Below are 21,604 nucleotides of genomic sequence, written 5' to 3'. Positions count from 1 at the left end.
TCGCCAGAATCCGGTTCCAGAGGCATTCGAATCACATCGACACGATTTTTATGAACGTTGAGACATAAAATAGATGTACTGAGTTCGTTTGGAATGAAACCCAGCGACGTTTTCGATGAAAAAACTGACCCTGGCATGTTATCCGTCCGATCACCGGGCAGAACTGGTCAGAATTTATCATTTATTCAACATTGGATTGTCCATCCATTACATCTTGTAATGGCAATATTGCGTCTTTCTCCATGATTATACTAGGAGTGAGTTCCTCACGAAACCTCCAGGGGATGTGACAGAGCTTGTTGATGCAGCCGGAACCACCAAAGCAAGCTGTACCAATGATACTTGGAGAGCTCACCGGTACCACATGTTTGCAGTCGCAACTGTCTTTACGCTGACACAAGCTTGAGCACTCCAACAAACGATATCCGGTGACTGTTCGCATTGGGGCAGAAACAGGACGAGAACGGGAGAGCCGGGATTGTTGACACTATGAGAGAGAACGTATGGTGGAAAGAATCCTGGAATGTAATCTGGAATAGTGAGGCAGTTTGCGGTTGATTCGATTACTGGTCATCTCAGCATACTGCCTTTGTCATATAAGCAATCACAGGTTGGTCAAGGCTTATTGATCAATTTGCCGTCTTTGTCCAAGGCCTCAAGGACCGTTCCGTTGTCCCTGGGATCCTGCCCCTGATAAACGGATGGACTGGGATAACCCAGTTCGAGTCTGATCGTGTTTGGTTTCTCGGCGACGGGTGGGATCTGAATCACTACGCCGCTGAAGGACAGGGATGAGTATGGTGACCACAGTGCACCCCAATAGACGGGTGAAGCATCGACACAGACCAGAAAGGAAGTTCCATTGACGGGATTGACCATTTGATTCACGCGGGAGAATGCGGAAGCGGTCAGTTCAATTGCATGAGTCTGAGCGTCATAGGCGGTGATGTCATTCTGAGATATTAGCGGAGGATCATCCGGCTCGACATAGCTTAAAGCTTCCATCTGATCCGGCGGAATTTTATTTTTTGTCAGGTTGATTGAGAACCCTTGAGGAACTGATGGGGAACAACCGCTCAAACATAGCAAGAAAACAGAACTTAATACAAGCATAGTGCGGCGAATGACGGCAGAGGATCTGATCACAAAGTTCACCTCACTTTCGGATAGATAATTAATAATTGTCAGGGTTTTGGATCATTGATTGAAGCGTAGAATGATCGAAGTTGCTTACTACTATTCTAACTCTGTGATCCCTGAGCCGGGTAACATAACGATGATATTTCATATTGACTAGCAAAATAATTGTCCGCGTCCTTCAGCTGGTATCACGTACAATCAAATGATTAAAGACTTTGCTTGCTCACTGATGAGAGTCTGAGGTCAGTGAAAGTGCAGCTCACTTTTGATTTTTGTGCTTGGAGAAAATAATTTGCAATCAGGCGAATGTATGATCAGGACCAGCAAGGTGGGATGAGCGGTATTTTATCTGATTTTTACGATTTCCTGACGCTCCATCCTGACTGGTGAGACGAAATGAGGCTATTGAACTTATGCATTGTGACTAAGTCTTATTGGGGATCAATGTAATAATTAATCTTGAATCGAGATAATACTGGATTCAGAGCGAGTACGTGCAGAGTAACCTGGATATTGACAGATGATGCTGTCCTGAGAGATTGCTAGGAGATTTCGGATAAGTATAGGAAAAATGGAGTATTTGCATTAGAATTAAATGAGTTCCTGAAAGCGGATCGTTATTTTAAAATAGCAGTTGCCTTTCCGCAACCCAGCTGATATAGTTGACTTCGGTCCTGTTCTTGAGAAAGAAACGGGGAGTGGCAAGGCAGGGAAGAAAATAAGATCCTGAAAAAAACTTTGAAAAAGGTGTTGACACTCAACGGCGGGCTTGGTAAGATATAGAAGTCGCCTAAAGCGGCAACGAAACGAAACAAAACAAACTGTTCTTTGAAAATTAAACAGAATACAAGGTAAAACAAACCAGCAATTCATTTTGAGTAGTCAGACAAGACTAAAAAATCGACTAAAAGCTAGTTCAAACTTTTTAACATGAGAGTTTGATCCTGGCTCAGGACGAACGCTGGCGGCGTGCCTAACACATGCAAGTCGAGCGAGGTGTATACACCTAGCGGCGGACGGGTGAGTAACACGTGGGTAACCTGCCTCAGAGAGGGGAATAGCCTTCCGAAAGGAAGATTAATACCGCATAATATACGCATTTAGCATTATGAGCGTATCAAAGGAGAAATCCGCTTTGAGATGGGCCCGCGGCGCATTAGCTAGTTGGAGAGGTAACGGCTCACCAAGGCGACGATGCGTAGCCGACCTGAGAGGGTGATCGGCCACATTGGAACTGAGACACGGTCCAGACTCCTACGGGAGGCAGCAGTGGGGAATATTGCACAATGGGGGAAACCCTGATGCAGCAACGCCGCGTGAATGATGAAGGCCTTCGGGTCGTAAAGTTCTTTGATTGGGGACGATAATGACGGTACCCAAAAAACAAGCCACGGCTAACTACGTGCCAGCAGCCGCGGTAATACGTAGGTGGCGAGCGTTGTCCGGATTTACTGGGCGTAAAGGATGCGTAGGTGGAAACTTAAGTGGGATGTGAAATCCCCGGGCTCAACCCGGGAACTGCATTCCAAACTGGGTTACTTGAGTGCAGGAGAGGAAAGCGGAATTCCTAGTGTAGCGGTGAAATGCGTAGATATTAGGAAGAACACCAGTGGCGAAGGCGGCTTTCTGGACTGTAACTGACACTGAGGCATGAAAGCGTGGGGAGCAAACAGGATTAGATACCCTGGTAGTCCACGCCGTAAACGATGGGTACTAGGTGTAGGGGGTATCAACTCCCCCTGTGCCGTCGTAAACACAGTAAGTACCCCGCCTGGGGAGTACGGTCGCAAGATTAAAACTCAAAGGAATTGACGGGGGCCCGCACAAGCAGCGGAGCATGTGGTTTAATTCGAGGCAACGCGAAGAACCTTACCTAGACTTGACATCTCCTGAATTACCCTTAATCGGGGAAGCCCTTCGGGGCAGGAAGACAGGTGGTGCATGGTTGTCGTCAGCTCGTGTCGTGAGATGTTGGGTTAAGTCCCGCAACGAGCGCAACCCCTATTGTCAGTTGCTACCATTCAGTTGAGCACTCTGGCAAGACTGCCCGGGTTAACCGGGAGGAAGGTGGGGATGATGTCAAATCATCATGCCCCTTACGTCTAGGGCTACACACGTGCTACAATGGCAGGTACAAAGAGACGCGATCCCGCGAGGAGGAGCAAATCTCATAAAACCTGCCCCAGTTCAGATTGCAGGCTGCAACTCGCCTGCATGAAGTCGGAGTTGCTAGTAATCGCGAATCAGCATGTCGCGGTGAATACGTTCCCGGGCCTTGTACACACCGCCCGTCACACCATGAGAGTTGGCAATACCCGAAGTCCGTGAGGTAACTATTTATAGAGCCAGCGGCCGAAGGTAGGGTCAGCGATTGGGGTGAAGTCGTAACAAGGTAGCCGTAGGAGAACCTGCGGCTGGATCACCTCCTTTCTAGGGAGTCACAGCCATGGCAACATGGATGAGATAAAAGGATATCCATTTCACGGATATCTCCCATAAAAGGATTACTGATTTGTACATCCAAGTATTCTGTTTAATCTTGAGAGAACAGCTGCAACACCAGCTAATGAGAATGACTTCTTGAAGGTGGGGCATTTTTTTCTTCTCAATTGTTCTTTGAAAACTGCATATATTCTTAAAACGTAAAGCAAAATTGTAGAAAAAACAATTTCGTTGAGAAGTTAGTCATTAACTGAAAAGTTATTGACAACAATTCAAAAACGTCAAGGGGAGCGAAAGCTCCAACCTTGAGCCAAAAATTAACTTGAAAAAAGATCAAGCTATAAAGGGCGCATGGTGAATGCCTTGGCATCAGGAGTCGAAGAAGGTCGCGATAAGCTGCGATAAGCTCAGGGTAGGCGCACATAGCCAGTGATCCTGAGATCACCGAATGGGGCAACCCGCCGAAAGGCATCCATAGAGGAATCCATACTCTATAGGAAGACACACCCGGAGAACTGAAACATCTAAGTACCCGGAGGAAGAGAAAGAAACATCGATTTTCTTAGTAGCGGCGAGCGAAAAGGAAAGAGCCCAAACCAGGGAGCTTGCTCTCTGGGGTTGCGGACACTCAAGAAAGGGAAGAGGCCCCTTAGCCGAAGCTGTTGGGAAACAGCGCCATAGAAGGTGACAGACCTGTAGGCGAAAAGGGAAGACGGACCGAGAGTGATCCAGAGTACCACCGGACACGTGAAACCCGGTGGGAAGCAGGGAGGACCACCTCCCAAGGCTAAATACTACCTGATGACCGATAGTGAAGCAGTACCGTGAGGGAAAGGTGAAAAGAACCCCGGAAGGGGAGTGAAATAGAATCTGAAACCGTGTGCCTACAACCGGTCAGAGCACCATAAGCGTGTGATGACGTGCTTTTTGTAGAACGAGCCAACGAGTTGTGATATGCAGCAAGGTTAAGCACTTCAGGTGCGCAGCCGAAGGGAAACCGAGTCTTAACAGGGCGTCTAGTTGCATGTTGCAGACCCGAAACCGGGTGACCTATCCATGGACAGGTTGAAGCGAGAGTAAAATCTCGTGGAGGACCGAACCACATTGGTGTTGAAAAACCATGGGATGAGCTGTGGATAGCGGAGAAATTCCAATCGAACTCGGAGATAGCTGGTTCTCCTCGAAATAGCTTTAGGGCTAGCGTTGGATGATGAGTCATGGAGGTAGAGCACTGAATGGGCTAGGGGGCATATCGCTTACCGAACCTTATCAAACTCCGAATGCCAAAGACTTTAATCCGGCAGTCAGACAGTGACAGATAAGTGCCATTGTCAAAAGGGAAAAAGCCCAGATCGTCAGCTAAGGTCCCCAAGTATAGGTTAAGTGGAAAAGGATGTGGGATTTCTAAGACAACTAGGATGTTGGCTTAGAAGCAGCCACTCATTAAAAGAGTGCGTAATAGCTCACTAGTCGAGAGATCCTGCGCCGAAGATGTCCGGGGCTAAAACCTATCACCGAAGCTACGGGTGTATATTTTAATATACGCGGTAGAGGAGCGTTCTTAACGGGGCGAAGCAGTACCGAAAGGAGCTGTGGACTGTTAAGAAGTGAGAATGTTGGCATAAGTAGCGAGATGCGGGTGAGAATCCCGCAGGTCGAAAATCTAAGGTTTCCTGAGGAAGGTTCGTCCGCTCAGGGTTAGTCGGGGCCTAAGCCGAGGCTGAGAAGCGTAGGTGATGGACAATCTGTTGATATTCAGATACCGGCATGAAGCGTTAACACGATGGGGTGACGCAGGAGGATAGGGTAACAGGCGGTTGGAAGAGCCTGTCGAAGTATTCGAGGGAGTCAGAGGAGGCAAATCCCTTCTGGCATATTCTGAGATACGAAAATACCCGAGTTCACGCTGCCAAGAAAAGCCTCTAAGGAGCGACATGCTGCCCGTACCGCAAACCGACACAGGTAGATGAGGAGAGAATCCTAAGACCATCGGAAGAATTGTTGTTAAGGAACTCGGCAAATTAACCCCGTAAGTTCGCGAGAAGGGGTGCCATGGCGACATGGCCGCAGTGAAATGGCCCAAGCAACTGTTTAACAAAAACACAGGTCTCTGCAAAAGCGCAAGCTGAAGTATAGGGGCTGACGCCTGCCCGGTGCTGGAAGGTTAAGGGGAATGCTTAGCGCAAGCGAAGGTATGAACTTAAGCCCCAGTAAACGGCGGCCGTAACTATAACGGTCCTAAGGTAGCGAAATTCCTTGTCAGGTAAGTTCTGACCCGCACGAATGGCGTAATGACTTGGGCACTGTCTCAACAACAAATCCGGCGAAATTGTAGTGCCAGTGAAGATGCTGGCTACCCGCGATTGGACGGAAAGACCCCGTAGAGCTTTACTGTAGCTTAGCATTGAGTTTCGATATTTACTGTACAGGATAGGTGGGAGACGAAGAACCATGGTCGTCAGGTCATGGGGAGTCACCGTTGGGATACCACCCTGTAGATATTGGGATTCTAACCGGAGACCAGGAAACGGGTCACGGGACATTGCTAGGTGGGCAGTTTGACTGGGGCGGTCGCCTCCTAAAAAGTAACGGAGGCGCCCAAAGGTTCCCTCAGGACGGTCGGAAATCGTCCATAGAGTGTAAAGGCAGAAGGGAGCCTGACTGCGACACCTACAAGTGGAGCAGGGACGAAAGTCGGGCTTAGTGATCCGGTGGTACCTCGTGGGAGGGCCATCGCTCAACGGATAAAAGCTACCTCGGGGATAACAGGCTGATCTCCCCCAAGAGTTCACATCGACGGGGAGGTTTGGCACCTCGATGTCGGCTCGTCACATCCTGGGGCTGAAGTAGGTCCCAAGGGTTGGGCTGTTCGCCCATTAAAGTGGCACGCGAGCTGGGTTCAGAACGTCGTGAGACAGTTCGGTCCCTATCCGTCGCGGGCGTAGGAAATTTGAAGGGAGCTGACCTTAGTACGAGAGGACCGGGTTGGACCAATCACTGGTGTACCAGTTGTCGCGCCAGCGGCATGGCTGGGTAGCTATATTGGGACGGGATAAACGCTGAAAGCATCTAAGCGTGAAGCCCACCCTGAGACAAGATTTCCCATGGAGTAATCCAGTAAGATCCCTTGAAGAACACAAGGTAGATAGGTGAGGGGTGTAAGTGCAGCAATGCATGCAGCTGACTCATACTAATCGATCGAGGGCTTGATCTTAAACAAGTTAAAAATGATGAATTACGTTTGAAGAACTATATGCAGTCTTGAGGGAACAATAAAACCTCAAACCAATCCGGTGTTTATGACTGTAAGGGCTACACCCGTTCCCATCCCGAACACGATGGTTAAGCCTTATGGTGCTGATGATACTGCACGGGAAGCTGTGTGGAAAAGTAGGTTGACGCCGGTTTTGAAAAAAGCACTCTGAGTAATCAGAGTGCTTTTTTTCGAGCATACAATTCTGTTTTATGGTGGTTCCAGGGACCCGATGCCTGGATGAACCCTAGTGTTCAGGATTCGATGAAAAAGGTAAAATGATGAAAGAGGTAAAATAAGGAAGACAAACAGATATTACATAAAAAGGAGCGGAAACAAGCCAATGGCCAAGGCAAAGACAGAAACGCTGAACATATATTTTACACCGCACTCCTTTCAGGCAGATGAGCCTGCGAGTGATTCAAACGAAGTTGTTCTGAAATGGGCAGCAAGATTGAAGGAAAACAGAATAAATACCTTATATGACTTGGCTTTTCAGGGCGAGGCAGACTGGCATTCGCCAGCACTTTCTTACCTGATCCGCTTTGCTGCGGATTTTTTGAACACGGTCAGTCAATATCCCGGAATAGAACTGGATCGCGATCAAATCGAAGTTGAACTGACACCCGAAAAAATAGAATTAGCCGCCAGGGAAATTCCATTTGCGGTTGGCATGGAGTATATTGACGAGACCTGGCTGAAAAAATTGTGGGAAAATCTGTCAGAAATCTTCAGAAGTCAAATTCGACTATATGAGGGTTCAGTAACCCAGTATTTTACCGATCGACAGGCTCATTTCCAAGTTGTGGGCCGAGTGTTTTTCCATCTCGTCGAACAGACTGATCCGGAGTATCCCTTTGCATTCTTAGCAACCTACTCCACTAAGCCTGAGCGCAGCAAGCGAGCGGTCCATACTCCCTTAAAAAATGCTCTGGGCGAATTTGAGGGCGATGATCAGAAACTGTTGGCCCTGATTCGCTCTGTTATTCAGGCTGCGGAGAAAAGCAGTCTGATCTCATCGCTGATGGATTCCGGAGAACTTTTCCGGCCCTTGAAATTCAGTATTGAAGAAGCTTACCAGTTTTTGAAGGAACTTCCGCTCTATGAAGAAGCGGGCATTATGTGTCGTATTCCTGACTGGTGGCGACGCAAGCGAAATAAATTCCAAGTTCAAATAAAACTAGGGAAGGATGCCCCATCAAAGGTAGGCATGGATGCAATCCTGGATTTTACTCCTGAATTGTGTTTGGGCGATGACTCAGTTTCAGCCGATGAGCTCCGTCAGTTTCTATCAATGGCGCAAGGACTTGTGCAGTATAAAGGCAAATGGATTGAGGTGGATCGTTCGAAAATTGAAGCGATCCTCCAGTATATGGGTCAGATGGAGCAAAAAAAAGGCGAACAGCTGACTTTTGCGGAAGCAATCCAATTAGAGCTTGACCTAAGGAGAATCCTGCCTGATCAGAATGATGATGTTACAGTCTCAATTTCTCATGGGGACTGGATGAAGGAACTGATAACACAGCTGACACATCCGGGGATGTTAGCACCGGAGGGAATTCCTGACACAGTTCATGCTCAACTGCGCCCGTATCAGGAAATAGGCTTTCGCTGGCTGCATCAGCTTCACAAACTCAAACTTGGCGCTTGTCTGGCAGACGATATGGGTCTTGGAAAAACAATTCAGATTATTGCGTTCCTCGAAGAAATCAGACAGTCGAGCATGGGACCGGTTCTTTTAATTTTGCCTGCGTCACTGATTGGTAACTGGCAAAAGGAACTGGAACGATTTGCTCCTGAGCTGCCATACAAGATCCTCCACCGCAGCGAATCGAAAGAGACTGAAATTAAGCTTGAGGCCGGGCATTTTCTCTACATTACTACATATCAGATGGCGGTCAGACTGACTGAGCTGCACGAGGAAACGTGGGAGTGCTTAATCCTGGATGAGGCACAGGCCATAAAGAATCCAGGGACAAAGCAGACCAAGGCAATCAAGGCAATCCCGGCGCGGCATCGACTGGCTTTAACCGGAACTCCGATTGAGAACCGGCTCAGTGATCTATGGTCATTGTTTGATTTCCTCAACCCGGGAATGCTTGGCAGCATGAAAGAGTTTACTGCCTTTAGCAAAAAACTTGCGACAGATATGGATGGGTACGGTCGATTGAGACAGATCATTCAGCCATTCCTGCTCCGCCGGCTTAAGACTGATCGAACGATTATTTCCGACCTTCCGGATAAGATCGAAATCAGAGACTATACGACGCTATCGAAACGACAAATTGGGTTATATCAGCAGCTGTTGAAGGAGTTGGAACAAGGACTCAGTCAGGCGGAAGGGATCCAGCGGAAAGGGATCGTGCTATCCAGTCTTGTCAAGTTCAAGCAGATATGCAATCATCCGGATCATTATTTAGGGAAGGACGATTACAAGCCGGATTACAGTGGGAAATTTGAGTCACTGCGGGAAATCTGCGAAACAATCTATGAAAAAAGAGAACGTGTCCTGGTATTTACCCAGTTTCAAGAGATGACAGCACCGTTATCCGAATTTCTAGCGGAAATCTTCGGGGGACAGGGTCTGATCCTGCATGGGGGAACGCCGGTTCAACAGCGTAAAAAACTGGTGGATCAGTTCAATGGTGAACAATATGTTCCCTACATGGTACTTTCGTTAAAGGCTGGCGGAGTCGGACTTAATCTGACTGCAGCCAACCATGTGGTTCACTTTGACCGCTGGTGGAATCCAGCAGTAGAAAATCAGGCAACGGATCGAGCGTATCGGATCGGACAGGAAAAGAATGTGATGGTTCATAAGTTTATAACCAGAGGAACTATTGAAGAAAAAATTGATGAGCTGATCCAGAGCAAAATCAAACTGTCAGGAGACATTCTGTCCGACGTAGGAGAACAGTGGATTACTGAATATTCCAATAAAGAACTGCTCCATTTATTTGCGCTGGGAGGTGAGCAGGCATGAGTTATGGAAAACGTTATGTCAGCGCTGATGAAAAAAGAATTAAGGCAGCAAAGTCGCTGGCCAAGCTCGAAAAAAAACGGTCGGATCTGGAACCTGTTGTCATCTCCGGAACTGCGATTGCAAAAACCTGGTGGGGGAAGTCCTGGATGAAAAATCTGGAACGGTATGCGGATTACAGCAATCGGATTGGGCGAGGAAAATCCTATGTTCGCAGTAATGCAGTACTTGATTTGAAGATCCGGCCAATGGAAGCAACAGCGCTGGTTCAGGGCTCGAGAGCCAAACCATATCAGGTGGAGATTCGAATTGATGGAATTACCGATGCGCAGTGGCAGGCAATTACCAAATTCACTCAGAATAAAATCACTTCGCTGGACGAATTGCTGAAAGGAAAATTTCCATTGGAACTGGAAAACCTTTTATTTGATACTCGCATCGGACTTTTTCCGGCACCTTCCCAGATTCACTTTTCCTGCAGCTGCCCTGACTGGGCCAGTATGTGCAAGCATGTGGCGGCAGTTCTGTACGGGATTGCCAACCGATTAGATCAGGATCCCATCCTGCTCTTCCAGCTTCGCGGGCGCGATGGAAATGAGCTGATTCGGAACAGTATGGATCTGACAATCCAGCATATGCTGGAACATGCCGGCTCTACCAGTAATCGCGAAATATCGGAAGAAGATATTGATAAAATCTTTGGTCTGGGATCAATCATCAATCTTAGGGATGAATCTGACTTAAATAAAAGCAGATCGAAAGAGCAGAGAGAAAAAGCAAGTCGAAAACAGTCCGGAAAGTGAAAACCAAATAGTTAGACAAAGCATCAGAGATTCAGCTGGATGAGCTGAATCTCTGATGTTTCGTCTTCTTGTGTTAACCTGAACGGTTTCTTATTACAGCGTAATACAGGATCTCGATTATCGCCAGCCCATCGAAAAGCAAATGAGATGTCAGGCAGACGGAAAGAATTTTTTGCTTAATATCCGGACGGGATCGAAACGCTTTGATGTTCAGTAAGCTGTCGGGCTACCGTTTCTTCAATAAAATGATGAATTCTATTGAAATAGGGAATGATGACTTCATTGGACTCGGAGTAGATTTCATGGAGCGTATTTGGTACTTGGTAGAAATCAAGGTTTTTGGCATGTTCGGCAAATTCATACATCCCCCTGGCATCAACATACCAGTCGGTTTCGGACTGGAACATCAGCATTGGGACATTGATCTTTCTTACATTTTCTGGTTTAACGATCTCATGCCCGGCTTTCAGTGATTCGCTGAGCCAGCCCCAGGAAACCGCATACCTGGGCTGTTTCGCCTCATCCCATCGAAGTCTGTGCACATACTCCCCCCGAACCTGACAGCGCATGGCGGCTCGTTCCGGATTGAACTCGTCCGGCAGCTGCTTCGTGAAGCGGGTTTCTCCGGGGATCAGGGCTTTTGCCCAGGGGGTTTTGGATACTGCCTGGGTTATGGGGAATATCAGACTTTCTGCCTGGAATAAATGGACCTGCAGCATGGGAGAGCTCAGGATGGCAGCGCTGCAGCAATCATTGTACAGCTGCAGTGTTCTGGCCAGCACCGCCCCGCCCATGGAATGACCGAAGCAGACGACGGGACGATCCTGATCTTCCGGCCGGACCACATCTTGAATAAAGCGATAAAAGTCAAATGAATAGGTATCAAAATCATCCACCCAAATAAGCGTGGGATCAGACACGCCAGCTTCTGATTTTCCATGGCCGAAGTGTTCAGGGATAAAAACATTGTAGCCCATTTTGAGAAAGTAATAGATTGGTTCAGCATAGCGATCAATCTCTTCGGCATAGCCATGAGATATGACCACGCTGGCGGTGGGGGTATCAGCCTGATATCGGGCATAATGAATCTGATGGGTGGTCTGATAGTAAGCGCGGGTCTCCCGCTGGGCCAGGTAGGGCAGAACGATATCGTTCATGGACTGGGCATACCCCGATTCTTCCAGAAAGAAATCATTCTCCGGGTGCTCGATGTTGGGAAGAACTTTCATTTGCTGGGATTCGCTGCGATTGCCGAAGGTTTTTTTATAGAGGCGGTGGTAGGCCAGCGGGATTGCTGCCATCATGGCCACCGACATTGTTTTGCGCCAAGGTTTCATGTACATACCTCCAGTGTAAAGTTTCGTTCCAGTTTCATTATAGCAAACATATGCGGTGTAAAAATACACCGTTTATGATAATTTTTGAGATTGAGCGAAAGTGCAGGTCATAATAAAAATGACAAAAGAAAAAACGGAATGGAATGAATCCAGGATCCTTGCTATAATTTGAGAGAATTCAATTTAGAATCGTTCGTCTTCCAAGGTGAAATCTGAACAAGGAATGGGTAATAATTTTGAATGATCGAGATGAACTACAACAAATGGAGTTATCAAAACAAGTTCTAAAGGATGAGATCCGCGATGAGCCGTATCATGTCCGCCGTAAGGACCTGGTTGAGACGACTGACGATATGCCCATGGCCGAACCGGTACTGGTTAAAACCCGCTTTGGGAAGTTTGCGACAATCAGCGGCAGTCTGGTACGGACAAAGGAATTTGATGAACGGTTTTATTATCCCGGCCGCCTGGGAGCTTTTTATGGAAAAGATCGGACCATCCTGCGTTTGTGGGCTCCGACTGCCCAGGAAGTTACGGTAGAGGTCTGGGAGTCGCTTGAGCCATTGGCTCAAATAGCTTCCCGCGTCGAGATGTATCAGACTGATGCAGGGGTCTGGGAGGCGGAACTGACAAACGATCAGCATGAAACTTCCTATACCTATCATCTGACCTTTTCCGACGGAACAGGTCATTCAACAGCAGACCCATATGCCAGAGCGGTGACAGTTGGCGGAGATCGTTCGGTCATATTGGATCCTGACACCGTTTATCTGGAAGGATTTTATCGAATGCCGCCATTCAGTTATCCGACAGATGCTGTTATTTATGAGATGCACATTCGGGATTTCTCCATGGATCCGCATTCAGGAATCGACCGGCGCGGTAAATTTCTCGGAGTTGTGGAGACCGGCACCAAAAATCCCAATGGTTCAGCAACGGGTCTGGATTATCTGACAAGCCTGGGAATCACCCATGTTCAGATTTTGCCAATGTATGACTTTGCGACGGTGGATGAAATCAGCCCGCAGACTGGTTATAACTGGGGCTATGATCCCAAAAACTTTAACACACCGGAAGGTTCCTACGCTACGAATCCGATGGATCCGGCCTGTCGAATCCTCGAACTGAAGCAGATGATCAAGGGGCTGCATGATGCAGGACTGCGCGTCATTATGGATGTCGTCTATAACCATGTTTATGAAGTATCAGATCATCCGCTGCATAAAACTGCTCCGGGTTACTTTTTTCGTTATGATCAAACCGGAAAACTGGCAAATGGAACTGGAGTTGGCAATGACACGGCTTCTGAGCGCCGCATGATGAGAAAATACATCCTGGATTCGCTGCGCTACTGGGCAGAAGAATTTCATTTGGATGGGTTCCGCTTCGACCTCATGGGCATTCATGATGTGGAAACCATGAATGAAGCACGTCATATGCTCGATCAGATTGACCCCTCGATCATTCTCTTAGGGGAGGGCTGGAATCTTGGCACTGAGCTGCCGGATGCAGACAAAGCCTGGCAGGGAAATGCTCAGAAGATGCCCCGGATCGCCCATTTCAACGATTCAATGAGAGACTCAGTCAAAGGTTCCACGTTTGACTTCGCGCAGCGGGGGTTTATTTCCGGAGAGCATCGGGATCAGAAGGAAGTTGCTCACAACCTGCTGGGACGGTCGGATGGTCATCATGGCCCTTCCTATCTGGGGCCAGACCAGCTGATTCAGTACGTGGAAGCTCATGATAATCTTACATTGTATGACAAACTGCTGCTCACCAATCCCAGGGACTCCGAGGAGGTGAGAGTCCGACGGCATACGCTGGCAACCTCGCTTGTTCTGCTGGCTCAGGGCATACCCTTCATCCATGGCGGACAGGAATTCCTCCGGACCAAGTCGGGCGTCGAAAACAGTTATCGCTCCACCGACGCGGTGAATCAGTTTGACTGGCTGCGCCAGGACAAGTATCGGTCGACCGTTGAATACGTTAAGGGTCTTATTCACCTGAGACGGGAGAACAGCCTCCTGCGCCTTAGGGATTATCAGGCAATCAAAGCATCATCCGACCTTATGCATAACCGGGGAGGTATGATTTGCCTACGCCTTCGCAATCGCACCGCTGAACTGCTGATCCTGATCAACAGCCATGAAAAAGCACAGTCGGCAGATGTTCCAAAGGGAAACTGGAAGATCCTGGTTCATGATCTGAGCGTTCCAAAGCTGCCGTCCACTTTGAATTGTAACAACGGCAAAATACAAGTAGGCCCTTTGTCGGTGACAGTGATGAGCCGTGATTAGTTCGGTGAAGGCACTTCATTTACAGTAGTAGCTGCAGCCGTAACTGAAGCTCTAAAAGGAACTGCAAGTGAAACTGTAACTGGAACTGTTGGCTTATTTACCGCTGTATATGCTGGGACCAGTGATTTCAATGAAACAGACTGCATAAAAAAAGGAATTCCCGGAAACCGGGAGTTCTTTTTTTGTGATATGAGTTATCCGTACAATGTATTAGCAGTATTGCTAACAAGGCGTGGAAGTGGTAATATTTTAAGCAGGTAAAAGTGATAGACACAGTAGAATAAGGAGATTGTATGTTGAACAAATATATTCGAGAACCGGTAAATTCACTGACTCATCTAGGTGGGGCTGCCCTGGCAGTCATTGGCCTGATCTTATTGATCCGAAAGGGAATCACTGCTGGCATCAGTACTGGTCAGATGGTTTCCCTTGTGGCGTTTGGTATCAGCATGATTGCATTGTATGCCACAAGCGGGATATATCACCTGATCCAAATGGGAAAGAAAGCAATTCTATTCATGAAGAAACTGGACCATTCCATGATTTTTGTGTTGATCGCGGGAACCTATACACCGATCATTGCTTTCATCTTGAACGGAACGTTTCGATTGGCCATGCTCGTCCTGATTTGGGGCATTGCAGTGCTGGGCGTCTTTTTCAAAGTATTCTGGATTGAGGCTCCGCGCTGGCTTTATACCGGAATTTATCTTGGTATGGGCTGGCTTTCCGTCATTTTGCTGCGCGCGATTCTGATTGGTGCGGGATTGCCAGGACTGCTTCTGCTGTTGGGTGGTGGACTCAGCTATACCGCCGGGGCAGTAATCTATGGGCTGAAAAAGCCGAATATATCAAAAATTTTCGGCTTCCACGAGCTGTTTCACTGCTTTGTGCTGCTGGGAACCTTCCTTCATTACCTCATGATATATACCCGGCTGATCGGCTAATCTCATGAAATCTGTCGATATCCAGGATTCAAAGGGAATGATATAATAATTACAGCAATAACTTTTCGATTTCCCTTCGATGCAAGTCATCGGAAAGAGAGGTGCTGTATGAATACCAGCAAAAAGACCCGTAATTTGGTCTACTACGCCATGATCATGGCAATCATCGTGATGATGGCCGCTGTGCCTTTTCTGGGATATGTCCAGATTTTTCCCATTGCGATCACTCTGGTTCATATTCCAGTGATTATCGGCACGATTCTGTTTGGCTGGAAAGCCGGATTCCTGTTCGGGCTAACCTTCGGAGTCAGTTCCATGATTGTCGCCATTACACGTGGTGCAGCGACGGATCTTCTTTTCATCAACCCGCTGATTTCGGTTGTGCCACGAATTATGTTTGGTCTGATCATATATCCGATCTACCGCCTGTTTGAGCGAATTCAGTCCTCCGAGGCACTGTCCATCGGCTTGACCGCCTTTGTTTCCAGTTTCGTGCATTCAGTTCTTGTTCTGGCCGCCATTTTCCTCCTGCTGACCTACGAAGGAAAGATGGTGGGCAGTACTATTTTCCAGCAGCTGCTGGCAACAGTTCTGACTGTAAATGTCTCACTGGAAGCGGTGGCTTCTACCATCGTTGCGATTCCTTTAGTGAAAGCGGTGCGTGCCAGCCTCCGGAAATATTCCGCATAAACGTTCTTTTCTGTGACGATGGGCTGCCGGCAAGAGGCGTTCCCGTTGTGAAATGAGCGGATGAATCATCAAACACACCTTTAAAGCCAGACATTGGCCGAATAAGCCCTTCAAGGGTCTGCCGGCCAATGTCTGGCTTTATTGTAGCGATCTTCATTGGGTCGCTGAGTTTATCATGACAGGAGACTGGGTGGTGAGCACAGGAAATACTCTGATTCCTCGAATCGTAGAAAATTGAAATCAAGAAAGACTTACAGCATGATACGAAGTGAGACTGCCAGGGAATCCAATCCCAGCAAATCACAGCTTTTCTGGCCGCCGGATCAGGGGGTGATGGAAAAGATGACATCGCGCGCAGCGACAGCGTTTCGACCGGTCAGCGGCTTGATAACTGCTTCGGCCGGTGACGTCAGGATGACCGGAGTAATTAGATCGTAGCCTCTTTGTCGGATTTTTTCCAAGTCTACCCGAATGATCGGTGTTCCGGTCTTTACAAACTGGCCCTGCTCAGCTAAGATCTCAAAACCTTCGCCATTGAGCTCCACGGTATCAATGCCGATGTGAATCAGGATTTCAATGGTTTTATCTATTCGCATGCCAAAAGCATGACCCGTTGGGAAAAGCATCGTCAGTTCACCGTCTGCAGGAGCGACAAATAAATTCTCGGTGGGGCGCAGGGCAACGCCATCCCCGATCATTTTCTCTGAGAAGACCTCATCCGGAACCTCGGACAGATCCACACAGGAACCGGTGACCGGCGCATATATTTTAATGTCTTTCTTAAACATGCCAAACATAAAATTCTACTCCTCCCATGTACTATACCAGTTCATTATACAGGAGAAACCACCAAATGAGATGAGAAAAAAAGCGAGCGTTTTCGGCTATAAAATACTTTATCGGGTTTGACGAGAAAAATCAGTCTGAAGTTAGCCTGGATTGACTGCACAGAGTCATTTGATCGGAAGGGACGAACGGCGCCGAAAATAGAGGTTCATCCGCTGGGAGAACCGGGAAAACCCATGGGGAGTAGTGTATAATAAAAGTACTTGTTACAGTGCTGTAACCCATTGGTTTCCATTGTATCCTTTAATTAGATTGTGAAAATAAAGGAGGCAGGATATGTATCGAATATTGATTTGTGAAGATGAGACCAGCATCCGAACTTTTTTAAAGATTAATTTTGAGCGGAGCGGCTTTGCGGTTTACGAGACGGATACCGGAGAAGAAGCGGTGCGGATCGCGGGGCTGGAAAAGCCTGATGTGGCCATATTGGACGTCATGCTTCCGGGGATTGACGGTTTTGAGGTTCTCCGGAGAATTCGCGAAGAAAATACGAAAATCGGTGTGATCATGCTGACCGCCCGAGGACAGGACACCGACCGCATCACCGGACTGAAAGGTGGTGCCGATGACTACATCATCAAGCCGTTCAATCCGACCGAGCTGATTCTGCGCACGCAGGCATTGCTTCGCCGCATTAATGAAAAAACTGAGCGTGAAGAGGAAAAAGTCATTCGCACGTTCTGCTTTGAACTGGATAATTATTCTCAGACAATTTCAAAGGATTCAAAGGAGATCGTTTTGACTCCCAAGGAATTTTTACTGATGAAAATCTTCATGGAAAATCCGGGAAAAGCATTTACCCGCGATGACCTGCTGAATCTTGTATGGGGCTACGATTTTACTGGCGACCCCAAAATCGTCGATGTGAACGTTCGTCGGCTTCGCTCCAAGATTGAGGATGACCCGTCAGAACCCAAATACATTGAAACGATCTGGGGAACGGGATATCGATGGAAAAAAGAGTAAGACAAGGAAGTATTCGGGCCAGTTTTATCAAGAGTATCCTGCTGATCCTTGGCATGACCTATATATTAACCCTGGCAGTGCTCCTCAGCTTTGTCAGGGCCTATTTTTATACGAACTTTTATAATACGGTCAAAGGACAGGTTCAGTATTCAGCTGATTATTATGAGGATAATATTTCCACAACCGGGACATTGATCGAGAATCTTTATGCGGACCAGGATAGCTGGTGGCACAGCGATGGCGCACGGGTTCAGATCTACGACACTTCTGCCCAGCTGCTGTTGGACTCTCAGGCTCACCTGGAGTCGGAATCTGAGCTTCTGGATGTCCGAGCTGCTTTGAATGGCCAGACCGAGTACCATATTTTCAAAATAGGACAGACCAACGAGCATGTCATGAGTATTTCGACCCCTTTGATCTCTACCGGAAAAGTCATCGGCGTGATTCGTCATATCGCCTCACTGGAGCAGGTGGATCAGAATCTGCTTAACATTACCATTCTCTTTTTCCAGATTGGCGGAGCAATTACAGCAGCAGCGGCCATGATCGGAATTTTCATGAGCAAGAAGATGATTGACCCGATTACAGAACTGACCGAAACGGCCCGTCAGATGGCCAAAGGCGTCTATAACGTGAAAAGTCCGGTGATGAGCAATGACGAGATTGGCACGCTGTCTCAGACATTTAACTACATGGCCTCGGAAATTGCTAAAAAAGAGGAATTGAAGAATGAATTCATCTCTTCGGTGTCTCATGAACTGCGTACACCGCTCACTGCTATCAAGGGATGGGCCGTGACTCTCAATGATCCGGCAACGGACCCGGAGCTGCTGGCGATGGGGCTCGATATCATCGAAAAGGAGTCGGATCGGCTCAAGGCGATGGTCAATGAACTGCTGGACTTTTCACGCTTCGCTTCAGGGAAAATTGATTTGAAACTGGATCAAGTAGAGCCCGAGCAACTGAAAAAATACATCCTTTCATTTGTTGAAGGCAGAAAGGAACGGGAACCACGATCGTTCCAGCTTGTCATGGAAGAAAGCGTTGCGCCCTTTACGGCTGATATCAACCGGATCAAGCAAGTTCTGGTGAATCTCATCGACAATGCATTCAAGTTTACTGAACCGGGGGACTCCATCCAGGTAGAGGTTGCCCAGGATCTGACCAGCACCTGGCTAACCGTCAAAGATACGGGCATTGGAATTGCGCCGGATGAGATACCGAAAGTCCGGGAGAAATTCTATAAGGGCAAACACTCGAAATCTTCCAGCGGCATTGGCTTGTCCATTGTTAACGAGATCGCGCTGCTCCATGGCGGGTCATTGGAAATTGACTCGGAACTTAATCAGGGAACCAGGATGCGGGTTCGGATCCCAAGGGAGGTCAGCAATGTCAAAAAAAATCACTAGTTTCTTTCGGATTTTACTTGTCCTTGCAGTCAGCCTCAATCTAACCGGCTGCTTTGCGATGGAGAGCATACTGGCCATCGATAAGACCCTGCCGCGGACCCCGGTGCTTGATCTGGCGCCGTACTGGGTGTTTGATACGGCGTACTCTCTGAATCCGGACAACCAGGAAATTGATAAGGATTATTTCAAAGGTCTGGGTGCCTATTTATCCAAAGACCGGATTATCATCGGTACGGACTCAGTGGATCATCCCACCATGAAAGTAATGCAGGTCTCAACCTACGAGTATTTCCTGACCCGCTACAAAATCGCACCGGCGGATGTCGGCCTGACCGAAGCCTCGATGAAGGTTTACACGGTTACTGATGCGAAAGGATTTTCGGTCCGGATCTATGAGCTGAAGCCGGAACGGATCGCGATTGAACGGAATAACATCCTGCTCTATTTTGACCGGACAGATCACCTGGAGAAAACCAATATAAAAGTTTCCACCGATTCCATGGGGAATCCGACAAAATCTCCGCCCAGCACTGCCAATGGCGTGCTGCTCGGTTTGAGAAGCGCCCGTACGGATCAGAATGGAAAACCTGGGGCGGCGACTTATCGAACCTTATGGATTTCCTATCAGAATGGGCAGCCCTTGACCATTTATGAAGTTGAAAATATACTCTTCCCCCGCAACGTATTCTATCAGCTTTCCGTCGACCGGCAGGAAAATGCGGATGTGGTCAGGGAAACGATCGTGATTAAAAATCTGGCGGACCAGACCATCGTCCAGGAGAGCGCTCCGGCTGACGGGTTGTCCCGGCGAAGTGACATTACTTTCATCTCCAATGATTATTTCAGTACAGTCTCCGGCGTTGCCAAATACAAGGACTTTAAAGATCTGACGGAATACTCGACTCGCAATGTTGGTAAGCCGGATTATGATAATCGGATCGGCATTACCGACCTGTTCGGACCGGAGGGCATCAATGTGATGGAGTCGGCTGCGAAAATTGCCCTGGCCAACCAGGAAGCGGGAGAAACAGCCGGCTTGGGAGAACTCAGGGAAAACTCCTTCATTTTGAAGCGATACAATGGCCGCTGGATCTATGAGGGGAGAATCAATGCCCAAAATGCAAACTCACAAAAGAATCTGACCTATCCCATGAATTTCCGGGACAATTATCGGGTCTATCGCTATGATGACCTGGAGCCTCGCTGGAGTGAGATCAGATCATTAGTTCCCGATGCCTTGGACGCAGTCAGTTCACCGGATCGATTCTTCACGCTGATTCGCACCAAATCTCGCCTGCTGGTGTATTCCCGGCTTAAGGACGGGAGGCTGGCAGCGGAGCCGATGGCGCGAATCGAGCTTTCGAACGAGGAGATTATTATGCATGAATGGGCCCTGGGGAATTATGTGACGGAATGGACAAAAGTTGTCAAGCCATTGGGGAAAAAACTGCAATAAACGATTAGAAAAAATAAAAATGACAGGAATTGAAATTAATGCAAGTGAACCATCTGTTTATCGTCAATCCCAGAGCCGGAAAAGGTGTGGCTGCCAATCTGGCGGAACGAATCAAAGATCTGTTTGCCCATCTGACCAATAAGTATCCCCAGACCCATTATGAAGTTGTACAGACGCAATACCGGGGCCATGCAACAGAAATTGCCCGGGATTATTCCGCCCGTGGAACCTGGCGAATTTATGCAGTAGGCGGAGACGGCACACTCAATGAAGTACTCAACGGAATGGCGGATTCGGATTCCAGTCTGGCCTGCATTCCCGGCGGCACAGGCAATGACTTCATCCAGTCACTGGCTGGGGACTTCAAGCGAATGGATATCCTGAAGGATACAATCCTGGGCGATGAAGTGCTCATTGATGTCGGAATGGCCAACGAAAAGTACTTTTTAAATGTTGCCAGCGTTGGGTTTGATGCCAAAGTTAATTACAGGGCGGAGCTATATAAAGGGAAGCCGCTTATTACGCCCCTGATGGCCTATTTTGGCGGAATCCTCAGCAGCCTGCATGACATGCGTCCGACTCGAGTCACTCTGCACCAGGGGGGTGAGCGTCGTGAAAAGGAGCTGTTCCTGATGGCGGTCTGCAATGGCCGAACTTATGGCGGCGGATATCAGATTGCGCCGGAGGCACTCATCAATGACGGCTTGTTTGATGTGGTGGAAGTTGCTCCGATCAGCCTGAAACAGATCCCTTTTTACTTGCCCCGACTGCGTCAGGGGACCCACATTGGACTACCGGAAATCAATTTTTTCCGGACAGATCGCATTCAGCTAAGTTCGGATGAGGAATTCCTCGTCAATCTGGATGGGGAGACAACGTTTGCCAATGATGTGGATTTCAGACTTCGGGCGAAGAAAATCCGAATGGTCCTCCCGCGTGGAGTCAGCCAGACAATGTTTGCCCTGGAGTCGAAGTAGTCAGCCTCATTTCGATCAGGGTTGTTCAATCAAGACGTAAAATCCAAATGGGAAATTCATAGGT

12 protein-coding genes and 3 rRNA genes are annotated in these 21,604 nt (G+C 48.1%); 12 read left to right on the top strand and 3 right to left on the bottom strand.

The genetic code is table 11. The features are described 5' to 3' along the window. Positions 1 to 615: 615 nt before the first annotated feature. Positions 616 to 1,005 carry a hypothetical protein gene (locus tag NQU17_08645; protein UUM10750.1) on the bottom strand — a complete coding sequence of 130 codons (390 nt, stop codon included), beginning with the start codon at positions 1,003 to 1,005 and terminating at the stop codon, positions 616 to 618. Between the two features lie 1,061 nt (positions 1,006 to 2,066). On the opposite strand from NQU17_08645, the gene NQU17_08640 reads away from it, so the two are divergent. The 5 genes from NQU17_08640 to NQU17_08620 all read left to right on the top strand — a co-directional run bounded on the left by NQU17_08640 (position 2,067) and on the right by NQU17_08620 (position 10,618). Next, a 16S ribosomal RNA gene (locus tag NQU17_08640) occupies positions 2,067 to 3,570 on the top strand. Positions 3,571 to 3,913: 343 nt separating this feature from the next. After that, positions 3,914 to 6,796, top strand: a 23S ribosomal RNA gene (locus tag NQU17_08635). A gap of 75 nt (positions 6,797 to 6,871) precedes the next feature. Further along, a 5S ribosomal RNA gene (gene rrf / locus NQU17_08630) occupies positions 6,872 to 6,989 on the top strand. The 16S, 23S and 5S rRNA genes sit together here, the layout of an rRNA operon. A gap of 300 nt (positions 6,990 to 7,289) precedes the next feature. Further along, complete coding sequence (locus tag NQU17_08625; GenBank protein ID UUM10749.1) at positions 7,290 to 9,818, top strand: DEAD/DEAH box helicase; 2,529 nt, start codon at positions 7,290 to 7,292, stop codon at positions 9,816 to 9,818. Continuing rightward, complete coding sequence (locus NQU17_08620) at positions 9,815 to 10,618, top strand: hypothetical protein (GenBank protein UUM10748.1); 804 nt, start codon at positions 9,815 to 9,817, stop codon at positions 10,616 to 10,618. The genes NQU17_08625 and NQU17_08620 overlap by 4 nt, the downstream gene beginning before the upstream one ends. A 176-nt stretch (positions 10,619 to 10,794) precedes the next feature. On the opposite strand, the gene NQU17_08615 is transcribed toward NQU17_08620, so the two are convergent. Beyond that, positions 10,795 to 11,955 (bottom strand): lysophospholipase, encoded by a 1,161-nt coding sequence (locus tag NQU17_08615; protein UUM10747.1) that lies wholly within the window; start codon positions 11,953 to 11,955, stop codon positions 10,795 to 10,797. 263 nt (positions 11,956 to 12,218) lie between these two features. Between NQU17_08615 and pulA the strand changes: the two genes are divergently transcribed. The 3 genes from pulA (at position 12,219) to NQU17_08600 (ending at position 15,886) form a co-directional block, all read left to right on the top strand. Continuing rightward, positions 12,219 to 14,252, top strand: coding sequence for a type I pullulanase (gene pulA, locus NQU17_08610; GenBank protein ID UUM10746.1), 2,034 nt, complete (start codon positions 12,219 to 12,221; stop codon positions 14,250 to 14,252). Positions 14,253 to 14,545: 293 nt separating this feature from the next. Continuing rightward, the gene (locus NQU17_08605; protein ID UUM10745.1) at positions 14,546 to 15,196 is read left to right on the top strand and encodes a hemolysin III family protein; all 651 of its coding nucleotides are present in this window, start codon (positions 14,546 to 14,548) and stop codon (positions 15,194 to 15,196) included. A 108-nt stretch (positions 15,197 to 15,304) separates the two neighbouring features. After that, entirely contained in the window at positions 15,305 to 15,886 is a 582-nt protein-coding gene (locus tag NQU17_08600; protein UUM10744.1) for an ECF transporter S component, read from the top strand. A gap of 323 nt (positions 15,887 to 16,209) precedes the next feature. On the opposite strand, the gene NQU17_08595 is transcribed toward NQU17_08600, so the two are convergent. Continuing rightward, positions 16,210 to 16,683, bottom strand: coding sequence for a PTS glucose transporter subunit IIA (locus tag NQU17_08595; protein ID UUM10743.1), 474 nt, complete (start codon positions 16,681 to 16,683; stop codon positions 16,210 to 16,212). Between the two features lie 325 nt (positions 16,684 to 17,008). On the opposite strand from NQU17_08595, the gene NQU17_08590 reads away from it, so the two are divergent. Genes NQU17_08590 through NQU17_08575 form a run of 4 tightly spaced genes read left to right on the top strand, consistent with a single transcriptional unit; the run spans position 17,009 to position 21,540 of the window. Continuing rightward, positions 17,009 to 17,698 (top strand): response regulator transcription factor, encoded by a 690-nt coding sequence (locus tag NQU17_08590; protein ID UUM10742.1) that lies wholly within the window; start codon positions 17,009 to 17,011, stop codon positions 17,696 to 17,698. Continuing rightward, entirely contained in the window at positions 17,683 to 19,107 is a 1,425-nt protein-coding gene (locus tag NQU17_08585; GenBank protein UUM10741.1) for a HAMP domain-containing histidine kinase, read from the top strand. The genes NQU17_08590 and NQU17_08585 overlap by 16 nt, the downstream gene beginning before the upstream one ends. Continuing rightward, the gene (locus NQU17_08580; protein UUM10740.1) at positions 19,088 to 20,563 is read left to right on the top strand and encodes a hypothetical protein; all 1,476 of its coding nucleotides are present in this window, start codon (positions 19,088 to 19,090) and stop codon (positions 20,561 to 20,563) included. The genes NQU17_08585 and NQU17_08580 overlap by 20 nt, the downstream gene beginning before the upstream one ends. A 38-nt stretch (positions 20,564 to 20,601) precedes the next feature. Then, on the top strand, positions 20,602 to 21,540 hold the full coding sequence (locus NQU17_08575; GenBank protein UUM10739.1) for a diacylglycerol kinase family lipid kinase: 939 nt from the start codon (positions 20,602 to 20,604) through the stop codon (positions 21,538 to 21,540). The last annotated feature ends 64 nt before the right edge of the window (positions 21,541 to 21,604 follow it).

It is taken from the genome of Clostridiaceae bacterium HFYG-1003, assembly GCA_024579835.1.
Classification (GTDB): Bacteria; Bacillota; Clostridia; order Clostridiales; family Clostridiaceae; genus JG1575.
Note: the sequence above shows the minus strand (reverse complement) of the source record. Positions and strands in the feature narration are given on the sequence as shown.